Source organism: Nocardia brevicatena NBRC 12119, from assembly GCF_000308495.1.
Classification (GTDB): domain Bacteria; phylum Actinomycetota; class Actinomycetes; order Mycobacteriales; family Mycobacteriaceae; genus Nocardia; species Nocardia brevicatena.
Genome location: NZ_BAFU01000057.1, coordinates 1 through 17,660 on the forward strand (window position 1 = coordinate 1; position 17,660 = coordinate 17,660).

The window sequence follows — 17,660 nt, forward strand, 5'->3', positions numbered from 1 at the left end:
TTCGCCGAGTTTCGGCTCGATGCGGCGGCGAAGCAGGGCACGCCGCAGCCGAGGGTGGTCGGGGCGATGGACAAGCAGACCTCGTCCGGCAGACCATGGTCGGTGATCTGGTCGACCGGTCGAGTTGACGACAATGGTCAGTCGCGGAGACGGGGTGGTGGGTGACCGGCAATATGGGTATCGCCGATCGCCACCATGGCGTCGGCGAGTTGCTCCATGAACTCCGAGATCGGCTTGCCGTCCCCCGACTGGAGTGAGACGAACGCACCGTCGAACCCGGCCATGCCGAAGTGAGCGAGAATGTCTGCGACTACATTTGCGACTTCTTCGCCTTCGCTGATGAACGACGAGCGGATCATGTGCCGCATATAGTCACGTCCTTCGTCGCGGACCGCGGTCACGGTTCGCATCGCCTCCGGCGCCTCCGCGGCCTCGCTGCTCATTACCAGCACCAGCAATAGGCGGAGGAACTCTTCCCGGTGCACGAAGACCTCACCCGTCTTCTGCAGGTACCACCCGAGACGCTCACGCGGGGTGCCGTCCGCCGGTGGGTTCCGATGAGCCTCGCGCATGGCGTCGAAGAATCCGCGCGCACCCTGGGCCATGACAGCCGAAAGCAGTCCCGCCTTGGACTCGAAGTGGTGATAGAGGGCGCTTTTGGGCAGGCCCGTCTCCTTCGAGAGTGTGGAGATCGATGTCGCGGCATAGCCGCGCACGGACATCACCCTGGCAGCCGCGGCGAGGATCTCCTGCCGTGATTGGCGGCCGCGGCGGTTTCCGGTGTGCGTCTCGGGCGCGGGGTTCTCCACCCGCCGAAGTCTAGGCCCCGATGTCGGCGGCTCGCCCGCACGGTCCGACCGCGGTGCGATGTCCCGTTCTCGACGGGCTTGACATATCGCCGCAACACGTTGTTATCTTCCTCACTATTGAACTGAACGTTCGGTCCAAAAATTTCCCATCACCATATTCGGCCGAGAACGGAGTCAGCGCATGACCGAAAGCTACGACGCGGATATCGCGCTCGTCGGGTACGGCCCGACCGGTGTGATCGCCGCACTCACCCCCGCCAGGCACGGCGTCTCCGCTGTCGTTCTCGAGCGGGACAAGGACATCTATCCCCGGGCTCGGGCCGTGACCGTCAACGACTGGACGATGCGGATCTTCCAGCCCTCGGCGTCGACGAACGGGTCGAGAAGAAGATCGACCCCCAGCGGGCCCTACGCTGGGTGACCTACGACGGCACGGAGATCATGCGGATCGAGCACCCGCCCTCGACGTTGGGTCGCAAACCACGCTTCTACAACATCTATCAGCCGACGATGGAAGCGGAGTTACGCGCGGCCGTACAGGAATACGGCGACCGCATCGCCGTCCACTACGGCGTCGAGGTGACAGAAATTGATCAGGACGCCGACGGGGTCACCATCACCTCGACGGACACCGCAACCGGCGAAGCCCATACCACCCGGGCCCGATACACGATCGGCGCCGACGGCGGCAGCAGCACGATCCGGAGCAAGGTGGGCTGCCATCTGCTGGGCGATACCAACGACGTCACCTGGGTGGTCATCGATTGCCACGTCAAGCGGTGGTGGCCCGACCGAGACTTCCTGACCTTCTGGTCCGACAAAGAGCGGCCGGTCGTCGATATCGCACTCTCCGCCGGCAACCACCGATGGGAAATCCCCCTCAAACCCGAAGAGTCCCCCGAGGATTACCCGACCCGCACCGAGGTCTGGCCGCTGCTCGAGGCACTCGGCGTCACCGAGGAGGATGTCGAGATCCACCAGCACGCCTTCTACAAGCACCACACCCGTATGGCCGACACCTGGCGCAAGGGTCGGGTGTTCCTGGCCGGAGACGCGGCCCACCTGATGCCGCCTTGGGCCGGCGCCGGGATGCAGACCGGTATGCGCGACGCCCACGACCTGGGCTGGAAACTTGCTCGGGTGCTCAAAAGCGAGCTGCCCGAGAGGTGGCTGGACACCTATGAGGCGGAGCGGCGCCCCAATGCCGCCTTCTACACCGGATTGGCGGTCGAGCTCGGGAGGGTCATCAAGCAAGAGCTGTCCGAGGAGGAACAGTCCGCGATAAACGCGTCTCCTCAGGACACGGTCACCCCGTTCGAGCCGCCACTCATCGCCCCGCCGGTGCTCGCAGGCGGATGGATCAGAGGACCGCTCGACGACGCCGGCATCGTCGGCCGAATGATTCCGCAGCCAACCGTCGGCGACGCGGCCGGCCGGATGGCGCGCCTCGACGACCTCCTCGGGGTCGACTTCGTGCTGCTGGGCGACGACGTCGACCCCGCGACCCTGCTGACGGCGGAAGAGAAGACGGGCTGGGACGCACTCGGTGCCCGCTACGTCGCAGTACGGCCGAAGACGGCATACACGCGAGGCCCGGACGAGCTGGTCGATCTGGACGAAGTCCTTCTGCCGTGGCTGCGCAGGTACAGCGTCCGCGCTGTGGCGCTTCGTCCCGACAAGTTCGTCGCCGCGGCGGACGTCAGCGGCCTCGCTGTGCCCGCCTGAGATCGTTACACCAGAAGGAGAAGAGATGCCCAGAGTCAAGGAACTCGGTTACGTTGTCTACGAGGTCGGCGATCTCGCCGGCTGGGAGCACTTCACCGTCGAACTGCTGGGTATGCAGTTCGGAGAGAAAACCGATGGCGGATTCACGCTGCGCACCGACGAGAAGGCCCACCGCTGGATCATCACCGGCGGACCCGCCGACGACCTGGTGGCCACCGGTTACCAGGTTTCGGACGCCGCCGCGCTCGACGCGCTGGTGGAAAAGGTCCGTGCGGTCGGAGTCGAGGTCACCGAAGGTGACGACGCTCTCGCCGCGGCCCGTAAGGTGAAACGAATCTTCGTCACCACGGACCCCATGGGCAATCGGATCGAGCTGGTCACCGGCCTGGCCGATGCCACCACACCGTTCGCGTCCGCGAAGCTGCTCGGTGGTTTCGTGACGGGCGCCGGTGGTGCGGGCCATCAGGTTCTCTTGGCGCGAGGTATCCCACGAGAGACCTATCTGCACTTCTACATCGACCTGCTCGGCTTCGAGATCAGCGACATCATCGTCGAGGAGCTGGCCCCCGGCGTGGTCGCCGACTTGATCTTCCTGCACTGCAACGGCCGTCACCACACCGTGGCCTTCGGTGATCTACCGTCGGCGAAGAAGACCCATCATTTCATGGTCGAAGTGACCGACATCCGCGATGTCGGCCTGGCCTACGACCGGTGCATGGACGCCGAGCAGCCGTTCGAGATGACTCTCGGGATGCATCCGAATGACCACATGTTCAGTTTCTACGTCTTCACCCCCTCGGGCTTCAGCGTCGAATACGGCTGGGGTGGACTGGTTATCGACGACGAGACCTGGGAGATGAAAACGCTCGACAAGCTGCACAGTTGGGGCCACCGTCCCGCGAATGTCGTCGCCGAGCTGCTGGCCGCCGCACCCGCGCCGAACGGAGAGGTCGACCGATGACCCTCGACTCCAAGGACATCGCACGCACTGTCCAGACCAAGGACTGGAAGCTCCGCTACTACGAGGCGGGCTCCGGCCATCCGGTCGTGCTGCTCCACGGCAGCGGACCGGGCGCGACAGGGTGGAGCAACTTCGCCGGCAACATCGAGGCGCTGGCCGAGCACTTCCATGTGTACGCAGTCGATATGCCAGGCTGGGGCGAGTCGGACCCCGTGACCGTCGATCGGCTCGACCACGTGGAGGCGGCAATCCAGTTCCTGGACGCCCTCGATATCGAAAGGGCCGCGTTCGTCGGTAACTCGATGGGCGGCCAGACCGCGTTGCGGCCGGCCACGGAGCACCCGGACCGGATCTCGCATCTGATCACCATGGGTCCGCCGGTCGGCCGGATGCCCACGCTATTCGGTGCCGGTGACGGCCCGTCCGAGGGGCTGAAGGTGCTGATCGAGGCATACCGCGACGCCGGTCCGGAGAACATGCGGCGGCTCGTCGAGATCATGGTCTACGACAAGGCCCGATGTGCTACCGCCGAGCTGTGTCGGGCGCGTTCGGACGCCGCACTCTCCCGTCCGGACCACCTGCGCAACTACGTGAACGGCCTGCCGAAGGGCGCTCCGCTGCCGAAGTGGGTCAAGCCGGAACTGCTGCCGGAGGTGCGGGTGCCGACCTTGCTCATCCACGGACGAGACGACCGTGTTGTCTCGTTCGAAACCTCGCTGTATCTGCTGGCGAATATCCCGAACAGCCGTCTGGTATTGCTCAACCGCTGCGGGCACTGGGCAATGATCGAGCACGCCGACGAGTTCAACCGACTGACCGCCGACTTCATCATGAACAACTGAGCCGGCGGTTGTGCTTCATTCGGTGGTCGAGCACGGCGGTGGGTGCGATTGCGCCGTGCTCGACCACGATGCCGCGACCCGGACGTAGCTCGGCGTGCACCTGACGACTGCCGTGGGCGCCGTAGAAGCACTGATGGATTTCGGTGTTCGGCCCGGTAGGCCAGGAGTGGCGGATCGACCGCTGCGACGGCGAGCGTGGTCGCCGGTCGTAGAAGCCGGATTCCGATACCCCGAGCACACGACAGCCGGTCCGGGTCGACAAACCTTCCTCGGCCAACGCTTTCGCCTCCGGCGAGATCTCGATCGGCTTGACCGCGGATGTCGCGGCCGGCAGCGGGTGTTGTTCATGATGGCCTCCGGACGGCGAAATCGGTGGTGGAGCGGATGAACCGGTACGGGTCCGGTGGTGGCAGCAGCGTCAGCTGCCGGCCGGTTGCGCCGCGGGCGAGCATGCGGTCGATGACCCCGAGCAACCCCGTTATGTCACGGACCGCTCTGATACAGCTGAGCGGAAATGAGCAAACGGTATGAGAGAGGAGTGTTCGCGGCGTGGAGAGGGTGCTTCGGACGTATCGGGCGCTGCTGAGCCGGCTGCTGCCGGACGTCGAGCCGGAGGATGTCACCGTCCACGAGGGGCAGTTCCATCTGGTAGTGATCGGCTCGGATCGTGTCGTGTGCCTGCCTCGCACCGCGGCGGCGGCAGCCCGGCTGCCGCGGCGAGCGGCCGTTCTGCGTATCCTCGCCGGGTTCGACTTCGGTCTCCGTACACCGGAGCCGCTGGTGGAAGGCGGCGCAGACGGCGTCGGCGAGCCGCCCTTCCTGGTACTGACCCGTGTTCCCGGAACACCGTTGACGGCTGACGTACTCGATGATCCCCGGGTGGCCGATACGGTCGCAGGCCAGTACGTCGGTCTGCTGACCGATCTGGCCAGAGCCGGCGCTGACGACAGGGTACGCGCGGCACTGCCGGCTCCGGAAGATCGGTGGCGGCGGTTCGCGGTGGATGTCCGCGCCGAGTTGTTCGGGCTGATGTCCGCCGGTGGGCGCCGGCGAGCCGAGCGGGAACTCACTGAACTCGGCGACCTTCCCGACCTCACCACGGCGGTGGTGCATGGTGACCTCGGCGCCGAGAACGTCCTTTGGGAGAGCACCGACGGGCTGCCGCGCCTGGGCGGGGTGATCGACTGGGACGACGTCACGCTCGGCGACCCCGCCGAGGACCTCGCGGCCATCGGCGCCGGCTACGGCGAGGGCCTGTTGAGGCGCGTACTCACACTGGGCGGCTGGGCGGATCGCGAGACGACCACCCGCATCGCCACGATCGGCGGAACGTTTGCCCTGCAACAGGCCCTCGCCGCGTACCGGGACGGTGACGAGGAGGAGTTGGCGGACGGTCTGGCGGGCTACCGCTGAACGGGGCGCGGTTACGGCCTGAGGTTGAAGAAGGCTTTCACGCGGCGCTCGTGGTATTCGAGACCGTCCTCGTCATGTTCGGCGCCTTGGCGCTGGGCATGCTCGAAATATGCCGCCTCGCGGCGCAGGCGATGCCTGATCAGCTGGATGACCGTCTCGTCGTCCATATCGCCTGCGGTCCCGTCGGCCTCGTGATAATCGGCGATGAAGCGGCGACGTGGGGCCGGACTGTCGCCGTACTCATCGGTCCACTCGAGCGCGGCGGACGCCACCTCCAGTTCGGGTGCTCCGACGACGGCCTCATCCCAGTCCAGGACGGCCACCAACCGGCCGTCCCTGGCGAGAGTGTTTCCCGTGTAGAAGTCCCCGTGCAGTGGCTGGCGTACGGGGTTGCGACGATGGAAGTCCGCCAGCCAGCGGTCCAGTCTTCGATCGGCCAACTCGGGAACATCGTGCGGCGACTCCCCGTACAGGCCGATCTCCACAAACGAGGCCACCGGACGCGGCGGCGGCCTGTGGGAGGCCAGCGCACGGTGCAGCCGCGCCAGAAGCCGCGCGCCTTGCGTCCGCACCTGCGGCTGGTCCGCATCGGGCCACTCGCCCTCGACATAGGGCCACATCGACACGGGCCGGCCGTCCACACGGATGACCGTGGCCCCGTCGTGTGCACGCAACGGGGCCACCGCCTCCGGCAGGGTCGAGGCGGCATGTGCGGCGATCGAGTGGCACCACTCGGCCTCGGCGGTCGTACGTCTCGCGGGACCGACACGTATGACAAGGTCATCGACCCGATACGCTGCCGACTCCTCTCCGCCGTACAGCCGTACCGGCTCGCCATCGATACGCCGCCCCCAGGCGTCTTGAACCACGCGCCGCATGGAAAAGGTCAGCGGCGTATCGACGAAAAGGCATTACGACCTCCTACAGGTCCGCAGGGTCACACAACACGTTTCAGCACGCGGCCGAGCGGCCGGCCGGTCGCCCGTTGCCGGTCCAGGCCGAGGGCTTCCGGTCAGGAGGTCGAAGCGGTGGAGTAGTGCGGGTCGCCGGCAGCATGAGCGATGCCATGCCGTGCCGTCCTGGACCGTCCAACCGCAGTGCCCAGCGACCCGGGAAGTCGGCGGCCGGCCTGGGCAGTGCGGCAATCCAGGCGCGGCCGGACGCACCGCTGTGCTTGCTGTACAAGGCGGCCGGCGCCTCGGGGACGTCGACGCGGATCGGCGTGTGCATGGTGAATCTCTCCTTCGCGGGCTCCGGATTCGATCACGTGGCACGAAAGAGATGGTGGCGGTGCCCGGATTCCGGGGGGATCAACGCATACCCCGAAGCCTACACAAACATGATCATGTGTGGCCCTGGTCAGATCTCCGCCGGGAGGTCAGACCCCCGCTGCACTACCCGTGGCCGCCGACCCGGTCACCCACACGGACCTCGACGAGGCATACCGCGCGAACGCGATGTTCGACGCCCACCGCGACGACCTGGAGTTCGGCTACCGGTTCTCGCCGACGAGGCCCGCGCCGTCGGTGAGGCCTGGGGCGGGATCGTGACTGTCGATATGTGGGAGGGTTGCGGCGCTGAACGGCCGGTCGGAGCCGAAAGACTATGTGGTCGCGACCAGTGACGGCGAGGACACCGGCCATGGCGGCCGATTCGAGCCGATGAACCCCGACTTGGCCCTCATGACCGCCGGCAGCGCGCTACTCGGGCTGCCGCAGCTACTCGACGCCGACCCCGACGCGGACGCGGACGCGCTGTCGGACGAAGTGACCTGCCGCATGCTGCGGATGTTCGGTATGAACAAGCGCACCGCCCAGCGACCAACTCCGGCCCACTTCCCGAATTGCCGGAACTCTGGCCGGACCGCCTGATCGTCACCGACGCAGGCCGACGAGTTCGTCACCAACTTCGCGCAGCCGCTTCACCACGGCCGGTACCGACCGTGCGAACCACCGGCCCCCACGGCGGCCTCGGAGGACAAACCCCTACGAGAGGCTGCTACAAAAGACCCGAGCTCACGCTGCCACCGACCAACGTCGGTAGCACGGGGATGATGCTTCTGGGCCAGGACGCGTATGACGGTGCGACCGGCGCGAGGGCGCGGGTTATTGCAGGGATACCAGTGGTAGTCGACGGGCACGAACGGTCACCAATAGGCGCGGCCTGCAGCGCAATCCCCCTCGGGACTGTTCAACGGCCGAAGATCGCACTGGTAGCCGGGGTGGCGAACGGGCGGGCGCAGCAAACATCGTTCTGCGCCGAACGCCCGGTCCGGGGTGATTCACATGACACGCTAAGGTTCTGCGGCCCAACGGATACCGCGTATCGACGCACCAATTCCCATCAACGGAAAGTTGGCGTCGCCGGTTACCGTTCAACACGTGGGTATTCGGCTGTACGACAGCAGCGTCCGCTGTCATCGAGAGTTCACGCCACTGCGGCCCGGGCGGGTGAGCGTGTACCTGTGCGGGCCAACGCTGCTGACCACCCCGCACATCGGGCAGATGCGCTCCGCGGTGAGCTTCGACGTTCTCCATCGTTGGCTGCGTTTCCGAGGTTTCGATGTCACCTTGTGCCGCAACCTCACCGACATCGAGGACAAGATCATCGCACGGTCCATCGCCGAGTCCGTTGACTGGTGGCGGATCGCCGAGGCCAGTCACCACGCGTTTACAGCGGCCTATCGCTCGCTGGGCTGCCTACCGCCCACCGTCGAGCCGCGAGCCACCGGGCATATTCCCGAAGTCCTCGACCTCATCGCCGAATTGGTGGATCGCGGTCACGCGTATGCCACAACCACCGGTGTCTACTTCAATGTGGCGTCGTTCCCGGGGTACGGCGCGCTGTCTCGTCGCCGACCGACCGAATGGCTGCTTGCCGATGGAGGATTCGGCAAGCGTGCGGCCGCGGATTTCGCCTTGTGGAAGGCAGCGCGGCCGGAGGAGCCGTATTGGTCCTCGCCGTGGGGTCGCGGACGGCCCGGCTGGCACATAGAGTGCTCGGCCATGGCCGGACGATATCTCGGGCCGGAGTTCGACATTCACGCGGGTGGCCGCGACTTGCTATTCCCACACCACGAGAACGAGATCGCCCAGTCGCGCGCCGGCGGGCGCGCCTTCGCCCGCTACTGGCTGCACAACGGCCAAGTCAACACCAACGGTGAGAAGATCCGCAAGTCGCCGGATAATCCGCTGTCACTGAACAGAATTCTCGCCGACGTCCAACCCACGGCGCTTCGCTACTACTTCATCACCGCGCACTATCACGCCGATCTGGAGTTCAGCATTACCGCCGTGCGGCAGGCCTCCTCGGCCTTCGGACGGGTCGCACGCTTCGTCGAACGCTGCTCCGCGCTGGTCGGGATGCGGGCCAACGGCACCGAAGACGTGCCCGCAGAGTTTGCAGCGGCCATGGACGACGATCTGTCGACTCCGGCCGCGCTGCGGGTATTGCACGGTGAGGCGCGTTCCGGCAACCGGGCATTGGCGACGGGCGACCGCGAGGGCGCGGCCACTCGACTGCGCCGGGTCGACGCGATGCTGGAGGTTCTCGGCCTGCGGCCGCAGGCCGCGCCGACCGAGGGCAGCGGTGACCAGGAGTTGCTGTCGCTCGCGCTGGAGTGCCGGGAAGCGGCGCGCGCACGGGGAGATTACGCGCTCGCCGACCGCATCCGGACCCGGCTGGCTGCATTGGGCGTCGTGATCGAGGATGGTGCGGGCCGGTGCGCACAACAGTAACCATCGATGATGCGGAACTGGCCTACGAACAGGTCGGTGCCGGACCGGTTCTCGTCGTCATCGGAGGGGCGGCCAGCGGAGTCGGGGTGTTCGCCCGACTCGCGGCGGCGTTGGCGCATCGGTTCACCGTCATCACCTATGATCGGCGCGGCACCCACCGCAGCACCGGTCGCCGCGGCCATCAGGTCGAGATTGCCCAGGACAGCGACGACGTCGCGGCGGTGTTGGACACCATCGGCGCTACAACCGCTGCCGTGTTCGCCACCTGCGGCGGCGCGTCGACCGGATTCGACCTGGCTGCCCGCAGACCGGACCTGATACGCACGCTCGTCGCGCACGAGCCGATGACAATCCGCGTGCTCGATGATGCCGACAAGCAGCGCGCTGCGATCCGCGATCTCTGTGTGACCAACGAATTCGAGGGACCAGCGGCCGCCATGCGGAGGTGGATGCGGCTTACTCGGCCCGACGTGCCGCCCGTTATCGGTCCCGAATCCCAAGCGCTGCTGGCACGCGACGGCGACTACGTCGTACGCTGCCAGGTCATGTCGATGGTCGAATTCGTTCCCGACTGCGCCACGCTGCGCACGTCCGACGTCCGGATCGCCGTGGCGGTCGGGAACGACAGTCTGCGGCGGGAGTCCTCGGGCGCGCGCATCGGCGGACGGCTCGCCGAGCTGCTGTCCTGCCCCGTCCGGACCTTCCCGGGACATCACACCAGCTACGTCGATCGACCTGCGGAATTCTCCCAGGCCCTCGTTGACACCATCGAATGCATCGCGGACGGGAGTATCCCATGACCATCGACCGGCTCGACATGGCGCGGGCTACGCTGCACACCGACCTGACCGCCGAAACCCGAAAAGTCACATGGTCATTGGCCCGATTACGCCAGGAGCGCGACGCGCGGCTGCGGTCGCTGATCCGCCACGCTATGGCCGAGTCGCCGTGGCACGCGCGCAGGCTGGCCGGGGTGGATCCGGACACGGTCACCGGCGAGGACCTATCGGCCATTCCGATCATGACCAAGGCCGATCTGATGGCCAACTGGGACGAGATCGTCACCGATCGTGGGCTGACCTTGGCCGATGCCCGCGCCCATCTGGCACGCAGCGAGAACAGCCGGCAGCCGAGTCTGTTGGACGGCCGTTACGTCGTGGTCCGGACCGGCGGCAGCAGCGGCGAAGAAGCGGTGATAGTTTGGCATATCGAGGATTTCGCTTGTGCCGTTACCGCGAACCTGCGACATGTGGCCTGGCAGCAGGCGCGGACTGGGCGCGAGATCATCCGCATCGCGATGGTCACGGCGTGCAATCCGGCGCACACCGGCGCGGTGATCGGCAGGCTGTTGGCCCGGCCCGGGTCCGCGGTCGAGGTAATCGCCCCCGACCTACCGTTGTCATCGATTGTGCAGCGGCTCAATGCGTTCCGGCCGGACGCCATCGCGGGCTACTCATCAATGCTGGTTCTGCTGGCAGCCGAGGCGCGCGGGCAGGCTACGCGTAGACCTCGCGGGCCTGGAGGCCAGCGGAGAGCCCATCCGAGCGAGCGAGCTGGCCGCTGTCTCGGAGGCGTTCGGCGCCCCGGTCTTCCAGGGCTACGGGACGACCGAGACCGGCCCGATAGCCGTGTCCAACCCGCCCGCGCCGGAACTGCATCTCTTCGAGGACATCGTGGTGTGGGAGCCCGTTGTGCGGGAGCCTTCCGCGGTGGAGCCCATGGCCCGCGGCATTCGGCCGGCGCCTGCGGGCCACTGCTCGAACACCGTTCTGGTCACCAATGTCGTCAACCGATTGTTGCCGCTGCTCCGTTACGACCTCGGCGACCGGGTGACGATGGCGGATGGTCCTAACCCGGGACCTTTCGCGGGACAACGCATCTCTCGGGTCTTCGGACGCAGCGGCGAAGAATTGGATTACTCCGACGGCGTGCACATACCGCTAACAACTCTGGAACTCGCGTTCGAGCGCGACGATATTCTGCAGTACCAGATCCGACAGACCGCGGCGGGGATCGACGTATTGATCGTCACACGGCGCGACGTCACCGCCCCGCTCGCGGATGAGGTGACCGCCCGACTCCGCGAAGCCGGCCTCGCCGAGCCCGAGGTGCGCGTGCTCAGCGCCGACAGCGTCCCGCGGCATCCGCGGACCGGGAAGCTGGTTCGCTATGTTCCCATGGCCGCGGCCCACCGCCCGGAAGACATCGATCCTGGCTGAACGCTACACCTGGTGAGCAATGCCGGAACTCGTTCGGGTCGATCACACCGAACCGGACCGGGACGGAAACTTCGCGCCTCCATGGGCCACGAACCGGAGATCGGCCTCCCATAAGGACCAGCAGCGATTTCACGCCCGCCTCGGAACAGGCTCCACGCCTCGCCGGAGAAGACGTAGTCATATCGCCCGAGTCGTGCTGTCTTCGAGACAACGCCCGATTGTCATCGGTGTCGGCGACTCCACTTTCCGTGGAATTCATCGATACGGTGGGGAACGCGCGGTCCAGGGTCGCTACCCATGCCTCGACCGTGCCGCGGCGGTGTCGGCAGCCGGCCCCGAGAAATCCCGCTCGGCCGGCGTAACGGCCGGTTCAACGCCACTCCCGGTTCAGGGGCAGTACCGGCCCGGCGACAGGATCATTTGCGGGTCGAGGGCGTCTTTGATCTTCCGCACGGTGGTCCAGTAACTACTGTCCGTCCGGGCGATGAATGGTTCCATCGAATCCACGTCGATCCGCATCGGGTAGTATCCGTGCTCGGTGAGGCAGGCGAGTAAATCGTTCTTCAACCGGTGTGCGCACTGCACGGCTTCGGCATCCGTACGGTCGAAATAGAACGGAAAGAAGCCGGAGAACGCCGACGGCCCCACAACGCCGAAGAAACGCGCGACAGGTATGCCCCACCGGGCAGATGCCTCCTCTACCAGGCGGGCGCAGGTGGACACCTGACGTCCGGTGAAAGGCATTGCGACGTTGACGCAGAGGAACCCGGGCAGTTCGCGATACCGGTCGATATCGGCATCGTCATCGGGGAAGGCAAAGCCGATACGATCGGCGAGCCGCTGTAGCGAGCGGTCGGAGGGGTTCCCGGTGGCGAGCTGCCATCGGGCCGCTCGCAGATCGGCGGGTCCTTCCGCCGATGGTGGCCCGTCGATCTCGGTGTCATATCCGTCGATACGGCCGATCAAACCGGACAGGCGTGCTTCCACCCCTGCACGCGCCGCGGCCCGCATCGCTGCCGTACCTTTCAGTGTGAGTTGGGCGGTCCAGGTGGCCGGCTTGTCGTGTTCGAAGAAACGAATATGCGGATCGGCGCCATCGATGATGCGCGCGTAACCGGTGACCACGCCCTCGTCATAGAGGCGCCGTAGCGCGTCGACGATGTCGGCGAGTGCATCCCCGGTGAACTGGAGGGCCAATTCCTGGAAGTGCACATTGCGGTGTAGTCGCAGCGCCATCTTGGTCACGATCCCGAAGTTCGATTGGACGAACAGACCGCGGAGATCAGCGCCGAGCCCAAGGGGATAGTGGAGCCCACGCTGCTCACCTTCGGCGAAACTCCAGTATCCGGTGCGGACCAGAGTGCCGTCACCCAGCACCACCTCGAGCCCGAGCAGTTCGTCCATCCGCGGCCCGAGATGGCCGCCACCGTGTTCGAGAACGTTGCCCACGATGCTGGTCTCTCGGCCCGAGCCGGTGACATTCAGTTTGAACTCGCCACCGAGCGAGCGAAGATGCTCTGCCAACCGGTATTGGGTGACGCCCGGCTCGAACACTGCGACCCCGAGCTCCTGGTCGACTTGCACGATCCGGTCCAGACGCCCGAGATCCACGAGCGCGACCGGACCGCGTACCGGCAGCGCCGAACCGAAACCCCAGTTCTTCCCGGTACTGATCGGATGGATCGCGACGCCCGTTTCCCGGGCGACTCGGATCACATCCTGTATCTCTGCGGTCGTCGCCGGCCGGACTACCGCCAATAGATCGCGTTCCGCATATTCGGAGGTGTTCTGCTGGTACCGCGCCAACACCTGCGGGTCTGTCGATACCGCACCGTCACCGAGTGCGCGCCGCCAGCCATCCACCGCAGTCGTGTCCGCGCTCACCGTGAGCGTCTCATGCTTGTCCATCGCGGAGTCAGTCTCGGTCCAGCTCGTCACTTCTGTCAACGCGGCACGGGATCCTCTCGGCGACAGGGCAAATCGGCATCGAAGTTTCGCGGACCGCACCGACTGCGGTGATAAGCAGCGTTTCCCAATATGGAGGATATTCGCCGTCCAGGGACGGATGCTTGTCTCCTAGACTCCTGCCGGACGGAAATTTTCGAGGAACGGTGGGATAGATGCGCCGAATCACGTTGAGTTGGGAGCCCCTCGGGCTGAGTGTCACCGCCGAACTCGATGGACGTAACCCACAGCTTGCCGAGGCGATCTGGCAGGCATTGCCATACCAGAGTCTGCAGGGACACGCCCTGGTGGCCGGACATCATCTCTATCACCTCGCACCCGTACACGAACTGGTGCACACCCCAGGCACCGAGTGCATCGATCGACGGACCGCGCCCAACGGCACGGTGTTCGGTTCGGCGCTGCAACATCTGGGCATCAAGTACGGGTCGCTGACCGAACCAATGGCGGCTTCCCCGATCGGCCGAGTTCACGAAGCGGACCTCCCGCTGTTGTCCCAGGTGGGCCGCGCGGTCTGGGAAGCGACCTATCACACCAAGAAAGCCATCACCGTAGAAGTGCGCCGGGCCGGGGAACCGGGCGGGCACAGAATTCCCCGGCTGCACGCCGCCGACCCACGGGTGGATAGGTTGATCACCGACATCTTCGCTGCCACAGAACACGATTGGCTGACGCCGCCGGCCGAACTCGTCGACCTGCACGATGGACGGATAGCGTCGGGGGCGGGCAGTTTCGACACGGTCCTGACCACCCTGCTGTTCGTCAACGGGGAAACCCGGCCGCTGGGCTACGCCGGCTACGGCGCCTTGGTACGTGCCGCCGCCAATGGCGACGTCCCCGCCGAGCAGCTCCACCAGTTCGCCCGCTTACTGGTGCCGGTGCCCGCCGAGTTCCTCGGCTACTGCGGGTTGGAGCGGCTGTGGAGCTTCACCCAACGGTTGCTCGATGTGCTCGATCAGCCACTGTCGCGCAGCGACTTTCAAGCGCTCATGTCCCATATGGCGATGTACGTGAACTGCCTGGGCGGCTGGAACCTACAGCTTTTCCCCTGGGATGTCGGGCACCACCTCCGGCAAGAGACAGGAACGCGCCATGGCTGAACACAGCGAAGTCGTCATCGTCGGCGGCGGTATCATCGGGACATCGGCCGCCTTCCACCTGGCCGAGGCCGGTGTGCAGGTCACTCTCGTGGAACGAGGTGAACTGGCTTCGGGCACCTCGGGTTCGGCAGCAGGCATCGCCCGTGCCTACTTCCCAGGCGAACCTCACAAAACAGCACTGGCCATACGCAGCGTGCAGGCCTACCGCGGTTTCGCCGAACGCACCGGTGGTGACGCCGAGGTCAGCGAAGCCGGGTTCCTCTTCCCGCTCACCGAAAAACACCAGGTGGCCGACTTCCATGCGGAGGCCGACAGCCACAGAATGCTCGGTGTGGACTTGCGGCTACTCACGCCGGAGCAGGCTGTCGAGCGCAACCCCCTGTTGGACGGCGAACGGATACTCGCAGCCGCCTGGTCACCGGACGCCGTGACATGCAATGCGAGCGATGCCGTACACGGGTACGCCCTCGCGGCCCAGAAAATGGGCGCCGATATCCGCACACGTACCCCGGTCATCCGGATCGATCCGGAAACAGGGCGAGTCGATACCGACAGCGGTCCCATCACGGCCGATGCGATAGTCCTCGCCGCCGGCTACTGGTCGCGAGAACTGGCGGCCGGCGCGGGACTCGGCCTGCCGATCACACCGCAGCCGGAGGAACTGCTCTTCACCGACCCATTGCCGGAGCCGCCGTCGGTCGCGATGACTCTGGACGCGACCGGCGGACTCCGCATGCGGGGAATAGGCAACCGGCTGATGGTCGGTATGCATATTCCGCAGGGCGGTGAATCCCGTGATGCCTGGATGCAGCGGCTGGCCACCGCACTCGCCACTATCTGCCCGCCGTTGTCCGGGGTCGGTTTGAACTCGGCATGGTTCGGAGTCGAAGAACTCGCACCGGATATGGCACCTTTTCTCGGCGTGCACCCGGGGCCGACGCGGCTCATCTACGCGACCGGGTTCTCCGGTCACGGCTTGAGCCAAGCGCCGTGCGCCGGCGAGATCGTCCGCGATCTCTACCTCGAATCCGAATCGTCGGTAGACCTGAGACGTTTTTCGGCGACACGTTTCACTCAGGTCGCGTGATGTGACGCGTAACTGTCGTGGTCGAGGTCGGTGAACCCCGCGTGCACCGTGTCGAGGAACACCCACAGCGCCATGGGCAGCGCATCCCGATACGGCGGTCGGTCGGCGCCGAGCGTCTCCGGATCCCATCCGATACGGAAAACGTGCGGCTGGAACGGCTTTCGCAGTGCATACAGCAGCACCAGTCGCCGCACAGCAGGCAGACCCGCACATCATCGAGGCATTCGTCCAGCACGGCCCCGAATCGCGGCAGCAGGTCGACGAACATGTCGAGGTTCCACAGAGCCACGGCGGCGCCGCACCGAACACGGGAATCACCGCCGGCGACGATTCCGGCCCGCCGTGCCGGTACACGGGCCGCGGCCGGCAAGTCGGATTCGACGAGAAGTGCGGAGCCGGAACCGAATTCCGCGACAACGCGCGAAGTCGACAATATCCACGGCACCTGTCGAACAGCATCCCCACCACCGAGACCGCAACGGTGCTCGCACGACGTGGCGGGTGGATGGCCGTGACGAGCCGAAACACTCGCTGAGCACGGAGGCGATCGCCGAACCGGGACGACCGAGACAGCGGTCCGGCACAGGGCCGAGTCTTCTCGGACCGGCATGGGGTGGTAGTTTTCGCATCGATCCGGCCGAGACCGCAATGAACAACCGGTAGTCTGGGTTTCGCCCGGCGGTCAGCGAAGGTTCGTATGTCTTCTGTTGCAGTTACTGGTGCGACCGGTTTTCTCGGTCTTCACCTCGTTCGTGAGTTACTCGTTCGCAATCACGATCTCGTCGCTCTGGTCCGTGATCCGGGGGCGCTGGATCGTATCGCGAGGTTTCTCGAACTCGTGGGCGAGCCGCCTCGGCTGCTGGATGCACTGCCCCGGCGAATCCGCATCGTCGAATCGGATGTGTCGTTGCCGATGCTCGGGCTGTCCCACACCGCCTTCCAGCGACTGGCCGACGAAGTGGACGTCGTCTGGCACAGTGCCGCCAGCACCGAACTACACGACGACCTGGAATCGCTGCGGCCGATCAACGTGGACGGAACCCGCCACATACTCGAGCTGGTATCGGCAGGGCAACGCAGACCGCTGCTGTGTCATGTCAGTACCGCTTTCGTGGCAGGAGCCCGTCGCGAGGGGGTGGTGTACGAGTCGGAACTGAACGGTTCGGCAGGTTTCGAGAACGCCTACGAGAAGTCCAAATTCGAGGCGGAAACGCTGGTACGGGATTGGTCCCGTCGGCACGACCGGGCTGTGGTCGTGGCGCGCCCCAGTATCTTGGTGACCGACCGCCCGCCGCATGCGGATCTGCCACCGCATACCTTGTTGTCCCTCGGACAGATCATCCGGGATGCCGCCACCCGCCTGTGCGGGACATCGCGGACTGCGGTGCGCGTGGTCGGGCATCCGCAAGGGCACCTGAACTTCCTCCCGGTGGAACGCGCCGCGCAGACCCTGGCCCGGCTAACCGAAGCAGAGCACCCCCGTCGGGTGGCGACGTACCACGTCGTGCACGGACACGACGTTTCGGTGCGAGTGCTGATGGACCTCATGGAAACTCTGGCTCCGTTGCAGATGACAATGGAATCCGCAGCACCTGCCGAACGAACCGCACTGGAAACATTCCTCGACAGGTCGCCCACCGCAGCGATGTTGAGTCATCGCCGCAGGTACGACGACACCCGGACAGTGTCACTACTCGGTCCACCCGCCTCACCGGTCCGCATCGACCTCGACTATCTGTCGGCAGGTATCGGTACCGCCCCGGTAGCTCCGCGGGCCCCCGGCCTCGGAGATAGGAGCTGAA

At 65.9% G+C, this 17,660-nt stretch carries 18 protein-coding genes and 1 pseudogene; 13 read left to right on the forward strand and 6 right to left on the reverse strand.

Annotated elements, in window-relative coordinates:
* Nucleotides 1–137: 137 nt before the first annotated feature.
* Nucleotides 138–809: a TetR/AcrR family transcriptional regulator gene (locus tag ON20_RS13990; protein WP_040835918.1), complete on the reverse strand. Its 672-nt coding sequence runs from the start codon at nt 807–809 to the stop codon at nt 138–140.
* A gap of 181 nt (nt 810–990) precedes the next feature.
* On the opposite strand from ON20_RS13990, the pseudogene ON20_RS41230 reads away from it, so the two are divergent.
* The 4 genes and pseudogenes from ON20_RS41230 to ON20_RS14005 all read left to right on the forward strand — a co-directional run.
* Nucleotides 991–1,955, forward strand: a pseudogene (locus ON20_RS41230) (FAD-dependent monooxygenase); the annotation flags it as partial.
* Between the two features lie 252 nt (nt 1,956–2,207).
* Nucleotides 2,208–2,534 (forward strand): hypothetical protein, encoded by a 327-nt coding sequence (locus ON20_RS41235; protein WP_498043794.1) that lies wholly within the window; start codon nt 2,208–2,210, stop codon nt 2,532–2,534.
* Nucleotides 2,535–2,559: 25 nt separating this feature from the next.
* Nucleotides 2,560–3,495: a VOC family protein gene (locus ON20_RS14000; protein ID WP_040835922.1), complete on the forward strand. Its 936-nt coding sequence runs from the start codon at nt 2,560–2,562 to the stop codon at nt 3,493–3,495.
* Nucleotides 3,492–4,337: an alpha/beta fold hydrolase gene (locus tag ON20_RS14005; RefSeq protein ID WP_040835923.1), complete on the forward strand. Its 846-nt coding sequence runs from the start codon at nt 3,492–3,494 to the stop codon at nt 4,335–4,337. The genes ON20_RS14000 and ON20_RS14005 overlap by 4 nt, the downstream gene beginning before the upstream one ends.
* On the opposite strand, the gene ON20_RS14010 is transcribed toward ON20_RS14005, so the two are convergent.
* Nucleotides 4,324–4,599 (reverse strand): hypothetical protein, encoded by a 276-nt coding sequence (locus tag ON20_RS14010; protein ID WP_218002521.1) that lies wholly within the window; start codon nt 4,597–4,599, stop codon nt 4,324–4,326. The genes ON20_RS14005 and ON20_RS14010 overlap by 14 nt on opposite strands.
* Nucleotides 4,600–4,886: 287 nt before the next feature.
* Between ON20_RS14010 and vph the strand changes: the two genes are divergently transcribed.
* A complete protein-coding gene (gene vph / locus ON20_RS14015) occupies nt 4,887–5,750 on the forward strand; it encodes a viomycin phosphotransferase (RefSeq protein WP_086008983.1) in 864 nt (287 codons plus the stop codon).
* An 11-nt stretch (nt 5,751–5,761) separates the two neighbouring features.
* Here the strand turns inward: vph and ON20_RS14020 are convergent, their stop codons facing one another.
* On the reverse strand, nt 5,762–6,628 hold the full coding sequence (locus tag ON20_RS14020; protein ID WP_040835925.1) for a phosphotransferase: 867 nt from the start codon (nt 6,626–6,628) through the stop codon (nt 5,762–5,764).
* 73 nt (nt 6,629–6,701) lie between these two features.
* On the reverse strand, nt 6,702–6,980 hold the full coding sequence (locus ON20_RS37630) for a hypothetical protein (protein ID WP_040835926.1): 279 nt from the start codon (nt 6,978–6,980) through the stop codon (nt 6,702–6,704).
* Between the two features lie 170 nt (nt 6,981–7,150).
* Here ON20_RS37630 and ON20_RS36405 point away from each other — a divergent pair, with 170 nt between their 5' ends.
* The 5 genes from ON20_RS36405 (at nt 7,151) to ON20_RS14045 (ending at nt 11,706) form a co-directional block, all read left to right on the forward strand.
* On the forward strand, nt 7,151–7,300 hold the full coding sequence (locus ON20_RS36405) for a hypothetical protein (protein ID WP_174361885.1): 150 nt from the start codon (nt 7,151–7,153) through the stop codon (nt 7,298–7,300).
* Nucleotides 7,301–7,357: 57 nt separating this feature from the next.
* Nucleotides 7,358–7,621, forward strand: coding sequence for a hypothetical protein (locus tag ON20_RS14030; protein WP_040835928.1), 264 nt, complete (start codon nt 7,358–7,360; stop codon nt 7,619–7,621).
* 510 nt (nt 7,622–8,131) lie between these two features.
* Nucleotides 8,132–9,487: a cysteine--tRNA ligase gene (cysS, locus tag ON20_RS14035; RefSeq protein ID WP_040835929.1), complete on the forward strand. Its 1,356-nt coding sequence runs from the start codon at nt 8,132–8,134 to the stop codon at nt 9,485–9,487.
* On the forward strand, nt 9,472–10,287 hold the full coding sequence (locus tag ON20_RS33130; protein WP_051162440.1) for an alpha/beta fold hydrolase: 816 nt from the start codon (nt 9,472–9,474) through the stop codon (nt 10,285–10,287). Before cysS ends, ON20_RS33130 begins: the two co-directional genes overlap by 16 nt.
* A gap of 621 nt (nt 10,288–10,908) precedes the next feature.
* On the forward strand, nt 10,909–11,706 hold the full coding sequence (locus ON20_RS14045) for a phenylacetate--CoA ligase family protein (protein ID WP_157228842.1): 798 nt from the start codon (nt 10,909–10,911) through the stop codon (nt 11,704–11,706).
* Between the two features lie 387 nt (nt 11,707–12,093).
* On the opposite strand, the gene ON20_RS33135 is transcribed toward ON20_RS14045, so the two are convergent.
* Nucleotides 12,094–13,614 carry an FAD-binding oxidoreductase gene (locus tag ON20_RS33135; protein ID WP_051162442.1) on the reverse strand — a complete coding sequence of 507 codons (1,521 nt, stop codon included), beginning with the start codon at nt 13,612–13,614 and terminating at the stop codon, nt 12,094–12,096.
* Nucleotides 13,615–13,826: 212 nt separating this feature from the next.
* Between ON20_RS33135 and ON20_RS14055 the strand changes: the two genes are divergently transcribed.
* Both ON20_RS14055 and ON20_RS14060 read left to right on the forward strand, forming a co-directional pair.
* Nucleotides 13,827–14,771 carry a cucumopine synthase-related protein gene (locus tag ON20_RS14055; RefSeq protein ID WP_040835931.1) on the forward strand — a complete coding sequence of 315 codons (945 nt, stop codon included), beginning with the start codon at nt 13,827–13,829 and terminating at the stop codon, nt 14,769–14,771.
* Nucleotides 14,764–15,858 (forward strand): NAD(P)/FAD-dependent oxidoreductase, encoded by a 1,095-nt coding sequence (locus ON20_RS14060; protein ID WP_040835932.1) that lies wholly within the window; start codon nt 14,764–14,766, stop codon nt 15,856–15,858. The genes ON20_RS14055 and ON20_RS14060 overlap by 8 nt, the downstream gene beginning before the upstream one ends.
* On the opposite strand, the gene ON20_RS14065 is transcribed toward ON20_RS14060, so the two are convergent.
* Nucleotides 15,846–16,052 carry a hypothetical protein gene (locus ON20_RS14065; RefSeq protein WP_157228843.1) on the reverse strand — a complete coding sequence of 69 codons (207 nt, stop codon included), beginning with the start codon at nt 16,050–16,052 and terminating at the stop codon, nt 15,846–15,848. The two genes, ON20_RS14060 and ON20_RS14065, sit on opposite strands and share 13 nt — an antisense overlap.
* A gap of 503 nt (nt 16,053–16,555) precedes the next feature.
* On the opposite strand from ON20_RS14065, the gene ON20_RS14075 reads away from it, so the two are divergent.
* Complete coding sequence (locus tag ON20_RS14075; RefSeq protein WP_040835937.1) at nt 16,556–17,659, forward strand: SDR family oxidoreductase; 1,104 nt, start codon at nt 16,556–16,558, stop codon at nt 17,657–17,659.
* The last annotated feature ends 1 nt before the right edge of the window (nt 17,660 follow it).